The sequence below is a fragment of the Paraburkholderia sp. genome, from assembly GCF_035501035.1.
Taxonomy (GTDB): Bacteria; Pseudomonadota; Gammaproteobacteria; order Burkholderiales; family Burkholderiaceae; genus Paraburkholderia.
The window spans coordinates 1-13,085 of sequence record NZ_DATJWR010000229.1 but is presented as its reverse complement, the minus strand read 5'-3'; the positions used below and the strand labels follow the sequence as shown (position 1 = coordinate 13,085).

Sequence of the window (13,085 nt, the reverse complement as noted above, 5' to 3'; positions counted from 1 at the left end):
GCCTTTTTTCTTTTAATACTTAGCCCGCGGAATTTCCTGCGCGCGGTGCAAATGTATGTTTTGGATGGAAAAGAAACCTGAGCCGCCAGACCCTTGTCTGCTAGGGCTTTTCGGGTCGCCGAAAGATAGAGTCACTTCAGGTGGAGAGCTTACTAGGGCTTTCCGGGTCGCCGAAATATAGAGCCACTTCGAGTAAAGAGCTTATATCTTCTCATCTTTGAAAATTTTTTGACCCCGCTTAAAAAGATCGGTGGTGGCGCCAGGCAGATAAGTCGATACGGCTGCATCAACAGCCTTATCTGCGATGTCAAAAAATCTCTTCTTCGCTTCCTCGGTAACTTCTTTTATTTCTGTTTCCTGAATTTTGACCACATGAGGTTCGAATGCCGGAATACCATTAATCAAAAGCTGATATTGATACCCCGCAATAGCCTTGTAGTCATTCCAAATAACCCCCTTATCTGTTACCATTTTGACGTAGGGGGATATGGCTACACTAAACATCTTGGTTTGCGTGGCAATTTCAGCACGAAGTAACTGCCTTGCTTCTTCGGCAGCATTTCGTTTTTGCTGTTCCAACTCACTTTGATAGTTGACTTTAAGTTGTGCCAATTCGCCTTGATGGTTAGATCTTAATTCTGTTATTTTTATGAGATGGTCTTTTTCACTATTACCCTTGCCAATCTCAATTCCTTCCTGCTTGGCCTCTTCTCGCGCGTTACGCAGATCATTATGATGCGCGATCTCGATTTCATTTTTTATCCTTAATGTATCGGCATCTTTGAGATGCAATTGCTTTTCCAGTTCCCTCACCTTCAGCAATTGAGAATCCGCTTGGGCAACAATGTTTTTGAGTTTATTATTAAAATATAGAGATGTTAATATTGCTGAAACAATAAATGCCGCGATACTAAACAATGTGGTTTCCAAGACTACCCCGCTCTTGTGGTTGGTTCTGACTGATTGTTTTACTCGACCCTCATTTATACCGCTGATAACGCCGGAAGGCAATTTCCCGATAGAGCAATCCGGAAACATCTCTTCGTCTACAAGTCTTGGAGGCGAACGTCAAGGATTTTTCGACCTTCAGCCTTATGCGACAAGGTATAGGACATTATTGGCCGAGTTAATTCCCGAAGCAAGGTTATGAAGCCACCTCGGCGGTAGATTCCTCCTTGATCTGCTTATCCAGCCGTGACAACGTAGAGCGAGATGCACCCGTAGCAGCGATCACTGTGTTCCAGGAATCTCCACGTCGTAGCATCTGCATGATGGCAGCGTTTCACTGACCGTTGGGCTTTCGACCTTTATAGCCACCGGCTGCCTTCAGCTTTTCGATACCCCGCGCCTGTCGCCGTCAATGATCTCGATGGTGATGATGACCGCGACAGCCTCACGCGAACGTAAAAATTTGCCCGCTGGATAGGATTCCGGCCTGATCCAGCACGTTCTTCTCGGATAGGGGGCCGGAATACCCTTCGACCTTGCCGCGGAAGGTCAGACAGCCACAGTGAAACCATGCCCCCGGGTTGCTTTGAAAATGACTCTGCACCGAATAGATGAACGTGTCGATCTTGTGCTGGGTGGTGTAGATGTCTTGGCCGACGATGAGGACAGTTTTCACACGAGGTGTCTATGCAGTGCGGTAGGCAGGGCAATGGTACTCACGAGGAGTGAACGGGGGGGGGGGGCGTTGTTGCGTGCTGAACAGGTAAAGTTCACACCGTCGGCAATGCCCAAATTTGCACCGAAGGATGGTATTGATCCCGCCCCGGCTTCCTGTATCATCCTTGTTGCACTGCTGGTTGCATCCGGTTTACATAACCCTTTGTTTTTCTTGATTTTTGTTCGTTAAACAGATCATGGGAACGGTGCAATTGTGGTGCAAACGATGTCGGTACTGTGAGTGAAAGCAACGCTAAACGGTTGATGACCTTCACCCGATGGTCTTCCTAAGTTGTTGAAAAGTCAGGATAAAGTTGTCGTATCCTTTTCCTGCACGCCGAAGCAGCCGCGATAGGTCGCGTAAAACGAGCAGTAGAGCATCGTCGTCACGATGATGAGTGCCGGCATCAGGATCGCCACCGTATAGTCGCCAGCGCCGAGCGCGCGCAGGAGCATCGAGAAGCCGATCGAGACGACCGTCGACACCGCGAACCACAGCGCGCCGTACACCACGAATGCGCCCTTGTTGCGCCAGCAGCTCACGATACTGAAGAACATGGCCTTCACCGGGGGCACTTCGTGCCACGCCGTGAGCACGGGCGCGAACCAGAACAGCATCGACACGGGCACGTAGCAGAGCAGCGAGGCGAGCACCGCGAGCGGCAAGTTGGTATTTTCCAGCGTGTCGGCGTCGAGCGAGCCGCCGAGCGTCATCAAGCGCAGCAGCGCGCCGCCGTCCACGAACGCCGATGCTGCGAGCACCAGTATCATCGCCACCACATAAATCGCGCCAAGTACCAGCAGGTGTTTCGTCACAGCGCTGCCGTACGAGCGAAAGCCATCGATCAGGATGGTCGGGAACACGGGCTTGCCCGCGATCGTGTCGCGGCACGCCGCCATGAAGCCGACTGCCACGCCGGGCACGAACAGCAACGGCAGCACGCCGCCGATCACGGGGATCGCGGAGATCAGCGTCATCGCCAGCAGATAAGCGAAGAACAGCGTGAGGAACGCGAGCGGATTGCGGCGGAATAGCCAGATACCCTGGCGGAACCAGACATAGCCCGTCTTCGCGGGGACTTCAATGAGTTGCATGTGGGCGATGGGGCAAGGCGTAATGGGAGCCCGAGGCGCTGCCGGCGATGCGCTCGCGCAGGATACGCTCGAAGTGGCCGGGATCGTGAGGCTTGAGCAGTTCGGCCGAGCGCGGCAGGTGGAAATCATACAGGCGCGAGACCCAGAAGCGGTAGGCACCCGCACGCAGCATGTCCAACCAGTGACGCATTTCTTCGGGCGTGAACGGGCGCACGGTCTGATAGGCGCGTAGCAGCGCTTCGGCGCGCGTCACATCGAGCTTGCCGGTCGCGAGGTCGACGCACCAGTCGTTCACCGTCACGGCCACGTCGAAGAGCCATTTGTCGCAGCCGGCGAAATAGAAGTCGAAGAAGCCGCCGAGCCGCACCTCGTGACCCGGGGCCGGATGCGCGTGGGCGAACAGCACGTTGTCGCGGAACAGGTCGCAGTGGCACGCACCGCCCGGCAGCGCCGCGTAGTCGGCCGATGCGAAGAACGCGCGCTGATGGTCGAGTTCACTCGTGAGCAGCGTGCGCTGCGCTTCGTCGAGGAACGGCAGCACCGTCGGCACCGTTTCTTCCCACCAGGCGAGGCTGCGCAGATTCGGCTGGTCGCCATGATAGTCGCGGCCCGCGAGATGCATGCGCGCGAGCATCTGGCCGACTTCCGCGCAGTGCTCCACGCCGGGCTTGAGTTCGGGCACGCCTTCGAGCTTCGTGACGATCGCCGCGGGCTTGCCGTGCAGGAGGCCGAACAGCGAGCCGTCCTTGCGCGGCATGGGGTCGGGCACCGGCACGCGGTGCGAGGCCAGGTGCCGCATCAGGTCGAGATAGAACGGCAGTTGCGTGGCCGTGAGCTTTTCGAAGATCGTCAGGACGTATTCGCCGCGCGTCGTCGTCAGGAAGAAATTGCTGTTTTCAATGCCGGACTGAATGCCGCGGAAGTCGACGACCTCGCCGAGATCGTAGTCGCGCAGCCAATGGGCAAGCTGATTGTCGGTGACAGCGGTGAAGACGGCCATGCAAGAAGGTCGGTTAATTTGTGGGAGTCGATCGGCAAACGCCGTGTCGTGCTGCTCGTGGGTCCCGCGAGGGCGGCCGGCTCAGGCGCCAGGGCCGCGGCCCTGGCTTCGGGGCCGCGCATGTGGGCATTGTCGCGCACGCCAGCGCACCAGGTATTGGCGTGCGCGCGGGCAAATGGATCAGTAATGCAGGTTGATCGAGGGCAGACGCGTGCTCGGCTGGCCGCTTGAATGTACTTGCGGTGAAGTGTCCGGCGAGGCGCTCATCGTGTAGCGCGTGCCGAAATTCGAATGCACGTTGATTTCGACGGGCTTGCCCTTGTCGCGGTATTCGGTGATTTCGGTGCCGTTGCGGCTCACTTCGTGAAAACTCGGCGTGCGCGGCACGTCGTTGATGTCGACCTTCGAGGTGACGTGCGCGGCCGGCTGGTTGTTGATCGCAGCCAGGTCGGGCAGGCCGGCGCGTTCGTTCTCCGACTGCGTGGACTGCGCTTCGACGGCGGTCTTTGCGTCGTCGGCCGGCGTAGCCATGGCAACTCCGCTAAAAGCGAGCGTTACCGCGACGGCGGCAAGAAGGTGCGACTTCATTGTGATTCTCCTGTCGACCACAGCCGGCTCTTCAGCGCGTGGCTCTGGTCCCATGCAAGGCTGGAATGGCCCAATTCTAGCAAATCCGGCCGCTGCGCCCCATGTCGCACAAGTGCTGCGGCCCGTGCGGAGCGGGCGGCGCGTGGCGTTCGCGCTGATCGCGTGCGCGCTCGTGCAAAAGCCCTGGGCGCGGCGGGGGCCGTCGTCTGAAAAACGCACCTTCCGTGGTAATGTGGTTCCACCAAACAGAGAGGCGAACGAAGATGAACAACGATACCTACCTGCGGCCCCTCATGACACCGGCGCACGATTTCCCGGACGAATCTTTCGAAGACGCCGCCGACGCCGTGGCGCGCCTGTCCAGCATCTACGAAGCGAACACGTCGTTCCTGCGCGACGCGTTCGCGCGCTATCGCCGCGGCGAGGCGTTCGCCCGGCGCGTGCGCGCCTGCTACCCGTTCGTGCGCATCCGCACGGAAGTCAACACGCATATCGACTCGCGCCGCTCGTATGGTTTCGTGGCCGGCCCCGGCGTGTTCGAGACCACCGTCACGCGGCCCGACCTCTTCGGCAATTACTATCGCGAGCAATTGCGCTTGCTCGCGAAGAACCACCACGTGGCGATCGAAGTGGGTGTATCGGACCAGCCGATTCCCGTGCACTTCGCGTTCGCCGAAGGCATTCACCTCGAAGGCGATCTCGACCGGGAACGTCTGTTCGCGATGCGCGACGTGTTCGACACGCCCGATCTCGCGCAACTCGACGACCGCATCGTCAACGGCACCTACGAACCGGCGCCTGGCGAGCCGCATCCGCTCGCGCTCTTCACCGCGCCGCGCGTGGATTTTTCGCTGCATCGGCTCAAGCACTACACGGCCACCTCGCCCACGCATGTGCAGAACTACGTGCTCTACACGAACTATCAGTTCTATATCGACGAGTTCGTGAAGCTCGGTCGCGCGATGATGGCCCACACCGACGACGCCGACCTGCGCAACTACCGCAGCGAATACACGTCGTTCGTCGAGCCCGGCGACGTGGTCACCTACAACGCGAATCTCGGCGAGCAGGACGACGAGGGCACGGCGCCCGCGCGTCTGCCGCAGATGCCGGCGTACCACCTGAAGCGCGCCGACGGCAGCGGCATCACGATGATCAACATCGGCGTGGGGCCGTCGAACGCGAAGACGATCACCGATCACATCGCCGTGCTGCGTCCGCATGCGTGGATCATGCTCGGGCACTGCGCGGGCTTGCGCAACACGCAGCGCCTTGGCGACTACGTGCTCGCTCACGGCTATGTGCGCGAGGATCACGTGCTCGACGCCGACCTGCCGCTGTGGGTGCCGATTCCGGCGCTCGCGGAAGTGCAACTCGCGCTGGAGCGCGCGGTGGCGGATGTCACGAAGCTCGACGGCGCGGAGCTCAAGCGCGTGATGCGCACGGGCACGGTGGCGAGCGTCGACAACCGCAACTGGGAGCTACGCGATCATCGCGAGCCGGTGCTGCGTCTCTCGCAAAGCCGCGCGATCGCGCTCGACATGGAAAGCGCGACGATCGCCGCGAACGGCTTTCGCTTCCGCGTGCCGTATGGCACCTTGCTGTGCGTTTCGGACAAGCCGCTGCATGGCGAACTTAAGCTGCCTGGCATGGCCGATTCGTTTTATCGCGCGCAGGTCGACCAGCATTTGCAGATCGGCGTGAAGGCGATGGAGATTCTGCGCACGAACGGGCTGCATAAGCTGCATAGCCGTAAGCTGCGCAGCTTTGCGGAAGTGGCGTTCCAGTAGAGCAGTTCGCCCCGTGCGCTGCTGCAGGTCGCCGTTTTTTGTCACGGCCATCGGCATCGACGAGATGTTCGGCGTGTTCAATCGCAGCGCACGGGCGTGTATGGCAACCATCGAGCAAGCGTAGCGCCGCACGCCGTCATATCACTGCCCAAACCCGGTCAGCCCGATCAAACTCCCCGCGCCAAGCAGCCACAGCGGATGGATTTTCGTGCGAAACGCGAGCGCGGCGCACACGCCGGTAATCGCCCACGCAATCCACGAAGGATCGGACGCCCTGGCGATCAGCACGGCGCTCGCGGCCACGAGACCGGCCGTCACCGGCACGAGGCCCTTTTGCGCGATGCGTCGCCACGGGCGGTCCTTGAAGCGGTCCCACGCGTGCAGCACGGCGATCGTGACGAGCGACGACGGCCCGAACTTCGCGATCGATGTCACGAGCATGCCCGCCCAGCCGGCCACGTGCCAACCCACCAGCGTCACGATCATCATGTTCGGGCCGGGGGCGGCCTGCGCGAGCGCGAAGAGCGCGCTGAACTCGCTTGCGGGCATCCAGTGATGCACCTCCACCACCTGGCGCTGCATCTCGGGCAGGATGGTGTTGCCCCCGCCGAACGCGAGCAGCGAGAGCTGGCTGAAGATCGTGGCGAGCGCAACGAGTGTGGCGTTCATCGCGAGTCTCCCTGGTTGCGCACCGCGCGAGCCGCAAGCGCAATGCCAATGGGCGTGAGCACGAGCATGGTGGGCAAGAGCGGCGTGCGCAGCACGGCGATGGCGAGAAAGCCGAGCGCGGCGACGACCGCCGCTGGCGGTTCCCGCCGCAGGGGCAGCACGATCTTCAAGGCCATCGAGATCAGCAGGCCGGCCGCCGCGGCGGCAAGCCCCACGAACAGATGCCGGATATGCGGATCGCTTTGCGTGCGCTCATAGATGACACCCAACCCGATCACGACGAGAGACGGACCTGCGATCAGACCCAGAATGCCCGCGAGCGCGCCGCGCCAGCCCTGAAAGCGCATGCCGAGCGCGACCGAGAGATTGATGACGTTGCCGCCCGGCAGAAATTGGCACAGGCCGAGCAGGTCGGTGAACTCGCTGGCGGTGAGCCAGCGGCGCTGGTCGACGATGGTGCGCCGCGCCAAAGGCAGCGCGCCGCCGAACGACGTGAAGCCGAGGCCGAGAAAGCCGAGGAACAGGTCGCGGACGGTGGGTGTGACGAGGCCGGCGTCCGTGCCGGGGTCGGCCGAGGCGGGCGGTGAGATGGCGGGTTTCATGGGAATTTTGACCTCTGAGGCAAGCCCCGAGGTTAAGCCGAAACGCGTGCGTCGCAAAACGATTTTTACGGCGAGCTCTTGTGATCTACACTCACAAGCATGACACGCTTGCTTCCTCCCTTTCCCGCGTTGCGCGCGTTCGAAGCCGCCGCGCGGCACAACAGCTTCTCCGCCGCCGCAGGCGAACTCAATGTGACCCACGGTGCCATCAGCCGGCAGGTTGCGGCGCTCGAGGCGTGGGTCGGCGTGCAGGTGTTTCATCGGCACGGCAAACGGGTCGCGCTGACCGAGGACGGGCGGCGCTACCTCGCAGCCATCCAGGCGGCGTTCAACGACATCGCGCGCGCAACCGGGCAATTGCGCGATACGGGCGTGGTTCACGTGCTGCGCGTGAACGCGCTGCCCACGTTCGCGATGAAGTGGCTGTTGCCGCGGCTCTCGCAGTTTCAGCGTCTCGCTCCGAACGTGGAGTTGCGCCTGTCCACCTCGAACGCGCCGGTCGAGACGCTGGAAGGCTTCGACGTGGCCGTGCGGCGCGGGCCCGCGCACTGGCCCGACTGCGAGTCCGGTCATTTTCTCGACGAGATGGAATTGCCGGTGTGCAGCCCGGTTCTACTCAAGCGCGCGCCTATCCATCAGGCCAGCGATCTCGCGCGCCACGTACTGCTGCATTCGGATACCCGGCCCGATGCGTGGCGCAGCTGGCTCGCGGCGGCCGGCGTGAAAGCCAAATGCAGGAAGAAGCAGTCATTCGACCACTTTTATCTGGCCTTGCAGGCCGCGGTGGATGGACTCGGTGTCGCGCTCGGCCCACTTCCGCTGCTGGATGACGAGCTTGCGTCCGGGCGTCTCGTGACGCCGCTCGCGGGGCCGCATCTCGATGCGCGTGGCTACTGGTGGGTGGCGCGCCGCGAAGTGGCACAGGCGCCGCTCGTCGCGCAATTCTGCAACTGGCTGGAGGAACAGGCGAGGGAGCGGGCGCCGCACGGCGTATCGGGTGCAACGGGTGCGTTCGGTGCGCCCGGTAGCCAGGAGAAAGCGTGAGGGGAATCGTGTGCTCGGGGCGCAAGCCATACACAGGCCTGTGAGCAGGCCATCCGCACACTGCGCCCGGAGCGAGATGCGCGCCCCGTGAAAGCGCCGCCCGGGCATACGCGCCCCGAACGAACGTGCGTCGGGCAAACGCGTCCCGGACGAAACATCAGAGGTAGAACATCCGGTCTTCGTCGGAATCGATGTCGCGGCGCGCCGGGTGCTCCTTCTCGGGCTCCTCGCCCGCATCTTCGTAGAACTTGAGGACGGCTTCGAGCACCTGGTCGGGGTCGTCGATCACCTGCATCAAGTCCATGTCTTCGGGGTTGATGAGACCCATTGGCACGAGCGCCGTGCGGAACCAGTCGAGCAGCCCGCTCCAGAACTCGGCGCCCACCAGAATGATGGGCACGTGACGCGATTTCTTCGTCTGAATGAGCGTGAGCACTTCGGCCAGTTCGTCGAGTGTACCGAAGCCGCCGGGCATGACGATCACAGCGTCGGAATTCTTGACGAAGGTGACCTTGCGTGTGAAGAAATGGCGAAAGCGCAGCGAGATGTCCTGCCACTGGTTGCCCGACTGCTCGTGGGGCAACTCGATGTTCAGGCCAACCGAAGGCGATTTGCCCGCATGCGCGCCCTGGTTGGCGGCTTCCATGATGCCGGGGCCGCCGCCGGAGATCACGGCGAAGCCCGCGTCCGACACTTTTCGCGCGATCGTCGTGGCCAACTGGTAGTACTTCGAGTCCGGTTTCAGACGGGCCGAGCCATAGATGCTGACCGCCGGCCGGATCTCGGACAGGTACTCGGTCGCCTCGATAAACTCTGCCATAATCGTGAACATTTGCCACGATGCGCGCGCCTTCTTGGCCGTTGCGCGCTCTTGATCTGCGAGCGAACGCAGACTCGGAATCACTTTTCTCTTGTCCATAATGCCTGAAGAACTTCGCGTGGAAACCAACCTACATACTGAGCTGGAAGGAAAGACCCTGTTGCTGGTCGACGGTTCTAGCTATCTCTATCGGGCCTACCATGCGATGCCTGACTTGCGCGGTCCTGACGGCGAACCGACAGGGGCGCTATACGGGATCATCAACATGCTGCGTCGTATGCGCAAGGAGGTTACGGCAGAGTATAGCGCGTGCGTGTTCGACGCGAAGGGCAAGACGTTCCGCGACGACTGGTATCCCGAGTACAAGGCGAACCGCCCTTCCATGCCTGAGCCCCTTGCAGCACAAATCGAGCCCATCCACGTGGCCGTGCGCGCGCTCGGCTGGCCGCTCCTGATGGTCGAGGGCGTCGAGGCCGACGACGTGATCGGCACGCTTGCGCGCCAGGCCGAAACGCTCGGCATGAAGGTCATCGTTTCCACGGGCGACAAGGACCTCGCGCAGCTCGTGACCGACCGAGTCACGCTCATCAATACGATGACGAATGAAACGCTCGATCGCGAGGGCGTGGTTGCGAAGTTTGGCGTTCCGCCCGAGCGCATCATCGATTATCTCTCACTGATCGGCGATACCGTCGACAACGTGCCGGGCGTGAACAAGTGCGGCCCGAAAACGGCGGTGAAGTGGCTCACGCAATACGGCTCGCTCGATGGTGTGATCGAGCATGTGGATGAAATCAAGGGCGCCGTGGGCGGCTATCTGCGTGAAGCGCTCGACTTCCTGCCGATGGCGAAGAAGCTCGTCACGGTCGAAACAGGCTGCGATCTCGCGCCGCATATCGATTCGATCAAAGCATCGCTCGCGACGCGCCCCGAGGCGCGCGAAGAACTGCGCGACATCTTCGCGCGCCACGGCTTCAAGACATGGCTGCGCGAAGTCAACGAGGCGGCGCAGCAGAGCCAAATGGTGCCGGCGGCAACAACGGGCGATGCGCCCGCGAAAGACGCGAACGTGCAACCCGCGCTCTTTGTCGACGCGCCGCGCCATTACGAAACGATCCAGACATGGCCGCAGTTCGACACATGGCTCAAGAAGATCGAAGCCGCCGAACTCACCGCGTTCGACACCGAGACCACTTCGCTCGATCCGATGGTCGCGAAGCTGGTGGGCATGTCGTTTTCGACGGAGCCGGGCGTGGCCGCTTATTTGCCGCTCGCGCATCGTGGTCCGGATGCGCCGGAACAACTGCCGCTCGATGAAGTGCTCGCGCGCGTCAAGCCCTGGCTTGAGAGCGTCAAGCACAAGAAAGTCGGCCAGCACATGAAGTACGACGAGCAGGTGCTCGCGAATTACGGCATCGAGCTGAACGGCGTGGAGCACGACACGCTGCTCGAATCGTACGTGCTCGAGTCGCATCGCAGTCACGACATGGACAGTCTCGCGCTGCGCCATCTCGGCATCAAGACGATCAAGTACGAGGAGGTGGCGGGCAAGGGCGCGCAACAGATCGGCTTCGACGAGGTGGCGCTCGACGCGGCCGCCGAATATGCCGCCGAAGACGCCGATGTCACGCTGCAACTGCATCGTGCGCTCTATCCGCAGATCGCGCCGGAGAAGGGCCTCGATTACGTGTATCGCAATATCGAGATGCCCACCTCGCGCGTGCTGCGCAAGATGGAGCGTAACGGCGTGCTGATCGACACCGAGCGGCTGGAGAAGCAGAGCGCGCAGATCGCCGTGCGGCTCATCGAGCTCGAACAGCAAGCGTACGCGCTCGCGGGCGGCGAATTCAATCTTGGTTCTCCGAAGCAGATCGGCCAGATCTTCTTCGAGCAGCTGCAATTGCCGGTTGTGAAGAAGACGCCAAGCGGCGCGCCTTCCACCGACGAAGAAGTGCTTCAAAAGCTTGCCGAAGACTACCCGCTGCCGAAGCTGCTGCTCGAACATCGCGGTCTTGCCAAGCTCAAATCGACTTACACCGACAAGCTGCCGCGCATGGTCAACGCGCAAACGGGCCGCGTGCATACGAACTACGCGCAGGCCGTGGCGGTCACGGGGCGTCTTGCGTCGAACGATCCCAATCTGCAGAACATTCCGGTGCGCACGGGCGAAGGTCGGCGTATTCGTGAGGCGTTCATCGCACCGCCGGGCCACAAGCTCGTTTCTGCTGACTATTCGCAGATCGAACTGCGCATCATGGCGCATATCTCGGGCGACGAGTCGCTGCTCGCGGCGTTCGCACGCGGCGACGACATTCACCGCGCAACGGCTTCCGAGGTGTTCGGCGTGACGCCGATCGAAGTGAGCGCGGACCAGCGCCGCATTGCGAAGGTCATCAACTTCGGGCTGATCTATGGCATGAGCGCGTTCGGGCTCGCGTCGAATCTCGGCATCACGCGCGACGCGGCGAAGCTCTATATCGACCGCTATTTCGCGCGTTATCCCGGCGTTGCGCGCTACATGGACGAGACGCGCATGGACGCGAAATCGCGCGGCTACGTCGAGACCGTGTTCGGCCGCCGTCTCTGGCTGCCCGAGATCAACGGCGGCAACGGCCCGCGCCGCCAGGCGGCCGAGCGCGCCGCCATCAACGCGCCGATGCAGGGTACGGCTGCGGATCTCATCAAGCTCTCGATGATCGCGGTGCAGAAGTGGCTCGACGAACGCAAGATCGGCACGAAGATGATCATGCAGGTGCACGATGAACTCGTGCTCGAAGTGCCGGACAGCGAGCTTGCCGAAGTGCGCAAGCGCTTGCCCGAGCTGATGTGCTCGGTGGCGCAGCTCAAGGTGCCGCTCGTCGCCGAAGTGGGCGTGGGCGAGAACTGGGAAGAAGCGCACTAAAGAGCACTGAGGTGCGCTGAGGTGCATCGTATGCGCAATCAGGCTCTGCCAGGCCGATGACGACTTCGAAGCCGTAACGGTGCGCGCGACATTACGCAAGCCTCGCGTGCGAGATGTCGCGCATGCGCACGGCGAGGGTTGCCGCCGCGTGCTCCGTCAGCCGACAATGAACTGAGGGCCGATGCCTTGCTGGTGATGTTGCAGGGGCATCGGCCTTTCTATCGCCTTTCGACATGCACGGAGAGTCTATGCATCGCTTTATCGTTGTGGGAGGAGGCGCAGGCGGGCTGGAGCTGGCAACGCGGCTCGGCGACCGGTACGGCGAAGCGCGGGCAAAGCGGGGCAGGCCGCAGGCCGCATCGGTCACGCTGGTCGACCGCAACCCGACGCACATCTGGAAACCGCTCCTGCACGAAGTGGCAGCGGGCAGCATGGACCCGTTCACGCATCAGCTCGAATATGCGGCGCAGGCGCGCTGGCATGGCTTCGAGTTCCAGCAGGGCGAACTGGTCGGTCTCGACCGCGCGGCCAAACGCATTACGCTCGGACGCGTGCTGGACGAGGACGGCGCCGAGATGCTGCCCGAACGCGTGCTCGAATACGACACGCTCGTGCTCTCGATTGGCAGCACTACACACTTTTTCGGCGTGCCGGGCGCGGCCGAGAATTCCATTGCACTCGATACCGTCGAGCAGGCCGAGCGCTTTCGCAAGCGTCTGATCGCAGCGTGCATGCGCGCTGAACATCAGGCGCCCGAAGCGGCGGTCGCGCAGGGCTCGACTGGCGGCGCGGAGCCGCGCGTGCAGGTGGCGATCATCGGAGCGGGGGCAACGGGCGTCGAGCTTTCCGCCGAATTGCGCAATACCGCGCAGGTGCTTTCCGCGTATGGGTTGCACAAGCTGGATCCGCG

The 13,085-nt window shown here is 61.9% G+C and carries 13 protein-coding genes; 4 read left to right on the top strand and 9 right to left on the bottom strand.

Going from position 1 to position 13,085, the window contains the following annotated elements; genetic code table 11:
* Positions 1 to 201: 201 nt before the first annotated feature.
* The 6 genes from VMJ11_RS16945 to VMJ11_RS16920 all read right to left on the bottom strand — a co-directional run bounded on the left by VMJ11_RS16945 (position 202) and on the right by VMJ11_RS16920 (position 4,348).
* Positions 202 to 930 carry a hypothetical protein gene (locus VMJ11_RS16945; RefSeq protein WP_325620542.1) on the bottom strand — a complete coding sequence of 243 codons (729 nt, stop codon included), beginning with the start codon at positions 928 to 930 and terminating at the stop codon, positions 202 to 204.
* A gap of 463 nt (positions 931 to 1,393) precedes the next feature.
* Positions 1,394 to 1,624, bottom strand: coding sequence for a hypothetical protein (locus VMJ11_RS16940; RefSeq protein ID WP_325620541.1), 231 nt, complete (start codon positions 1,622 to 1,624; stop codon positions 1,394 to 1,396).
* A 160-nt stretch (positions 1,625 to 1,784) separates the two neighbouring features.
* Positions 1,785 to 1,940, bottom strand: coding sequence for a hypothetical protein (locus VMJ11_RS16935; RefSeq protein WP_325620540.1), 156 nt, complete (start codon positions 1,938 to 1,940; stop codon positions 1,785 to 1,787).
* Between the two features lie 28 nt (positions 1,941 to 1,968).
* Positions 1,969 to 2,760 (bottom strand): BPSS1780 family membrane protein, encoded by a 792-nt coding sequence (locus VMJ11_RS16930; protein ID WP_325620539.1) that lies wholly within the window; start codon positions 2,758 to 2,760, stop codon positions 1,969 to 1,971.
* The gene (locus VMJ11_RS16925; protein WP_325620538.1) at positions 2,747 to 3,760 is read right to left on the bottom strand and encodes a homoserine kinase; all 1,014 of its coding nucleotides are present in this window, start codon (positions 3,758 to 3,760) and stop codon (positions 2,747 to 2,749) included. Before VMJ11_RS16925 ends, VMJ11_RS16930 begins: the two co-directional genes overlap by 14 nt.
* A 180-nt stretch (positions 3,761 to 3,940) precedes the next feature.
* Complete coding sequence (locus VMJ11_RS16920) at positions 3,941 to 4,348, bottom strand: hypothetical protein (RefSeq protein WP_325620537.1); 408 nt, start codon at positions 4,346 to 4,348, stop codon at positions 3,941 to 3,943.
* A gap of 293 nt (positions 4,349 to 4,641) precedes the next feature.
* Between VMJ11_RS16920 and VMJ11_RS16915 the strand changes: the two genes are divergently transcribed.
* The gene (locus tag VMJ11_RS16915; protein ID WP_414694415.1) at positions 4,642 to 6,138 is read left to right on the top strand and encodes an AMP nucleosidase; all 1,497 of its coding nucleotides are present in this window, start codon (positions 4,642 to 4,644) and stop codon (positions 6,136 to 6,138) included.
* Positions 6,139 to 6,279: 141 nt separating this feature from the next.
* Here VMJ11_RS16915 and VMJ11_RS16910 read toward each other — a convergent pair whose 3' ends face one another.
* Both VMJ11_RS16910 and VMJ11_RS16905 read right to left on the bottom strand, forming a co-directional pair.
* Positions 6,280 to 6,807, bottom strand: coding sequence for a chromate transporter (locus VMJ11_RS16910; RefSeq protein ID WP_325620535.1), 528 nt, complete (start codon positions 6,805 to 6,807; stop codon positions 6,280 to 6,282).
* Positions 6,804 to 7,409 carry a chromate transporter gene (locus tag VMJ11_RS16905; RefSeq protein WP_325620534.1) on the bottom strand — a complete coding sequence of 202 codons (606 nt, stop codon included), beginning with the start codon at positions 7,407 to 7,409 and terminating at the stop codon, positions 6,804 to 6,806. The genes VMJ11_RS16910 and VMJ11_RS16905 overlap by 4 nt, the downstream gene beginning before the upstream one ends.
* Before the next feature lie 99 nt (positions 7,410 to 7,508).
* Between VMJ11_RS16905 and VMJ11_RS16900 the strand changes: the two genes are divergently transcribed.
* Positions 7,509 to 8,453: a transcriptional regulator GcvA gene (locus VMJ11_RS16900; RefSeq protein ID WP_325620533.1), complete on the top strand. Its 945-nt coding sequence runs from the start codon at positions 7,509 to 7,511 to the stop codon at positions 8,451 to 8,453.
* A gap of 157 nt (positions 8,454 to 8,610) precedes the next feature.
* On the opposite strand, the gene VMJ11_RS16895 is transcribed toward VMJ11_RS16900, so the two are convergent.
* Entirely contained in the window at positions 8,611 to 9,372 is a 762-nt protein-coding gene (locus VMJ11_RS16895) for a TIGR00730 family Rossman fold protein (RefSeq protein ID WP_325620532.1), read from the bottom strand.
* A gap of 1 nt (position 9,373) precedes the next feature.
* Here VMJ11_RS16895 and polA point away from each other — a divergent pair, with 1 nt between their 5' ends.
* Positions 9,374 to 12,175 carry a DNA polymerase I gene (gene polA / locus VMJ11_RS16890; protein ID WP_325620543.1) on the top strand — a complete coding sequence of 934 codons (2,802 nt, stop codon included), beginning with the start codon at positions 9,374 to 9,376 and terminating at the stop codon, positions 12,173 to 12,175.
* A 248-nt stretch (positions 12,176 to 12,423) separates the two neighbouring features.
* Positions 12,424 to 13,085: NAD(P)/FAD-dependent oxidoreductase (locus VMJ11_RS16885; protein WP_325620531.1), on the top strand; the 662-nt coding region annotated here is incomplete at its 3' end.

Bases quoted from the DNA above. Each gene is read 5' to 3' on its own strand.
- VMJ11_RS16930 (WP_325620539.1), bottom strand. From the start codon at position 2,760: ATGCAACTCATTGAAGTCCCCGCGAAGACGGGCTATGTCTGGTTCCGC.
- VMJ11_RS16925 (WP_325620538.1), bottom strand. From the start codon at position 3,760: ATGGCCGTCTTCACCGCTGTCACCGACAATCAGCTTGCCCATTGGCTG.
- VMJ11_RS16920 (WP_325620537.1), bottom strand. From the start codon at position 4,348: ATGAAGTCGCACCTTCTTGCCGCCGTCGCGGTAACGCTCGCTTTTAGC.
- VMJ11_RS16915 (WP_414694415.1), top strand. From the start codon at position 4,642: ATGACACCGGCGCACGATTTCCCGGACGAATCTTTCGAAGACGCCGCC.
- VMJ11_RS16910 (WP_325620535.1), bottom strand. From the start codon at position 6,807: ATGAACGCCACACTCGTTGCGCTCGCCACGATCTTCAGCCAGCTCTCG.
- VMJ11_RS16905 (WP_325620534.1), bottom strand. From the start codon at position 7,409: ATGAAACCCGCCATCTCACCGCCCGCCTCGGCCGACCCCGGCACGGAC.
- VMJ11_RS16900 (WP_325620533.1), top strand. From the start codon at position 7,509: ATGACACGCTTGCTTCCTCCCTTTCCCGCGTTGCGCGCGTTCGAAGCC.
- VMJ11_RS16895 (WP_325620532.1), bottom strand. From the start codon at position 9,372: ATGGACAAGAGAAAAGTGATTCCGAGTCTGCGTTCGCTCGCAGATCAA.
- polA (WP_325620543.1), top strand. From the start codon at position 9,374: ATGCCTGAAGAACTTCGCGTGGAAACCAACCTACATACTGAGCTGGAA.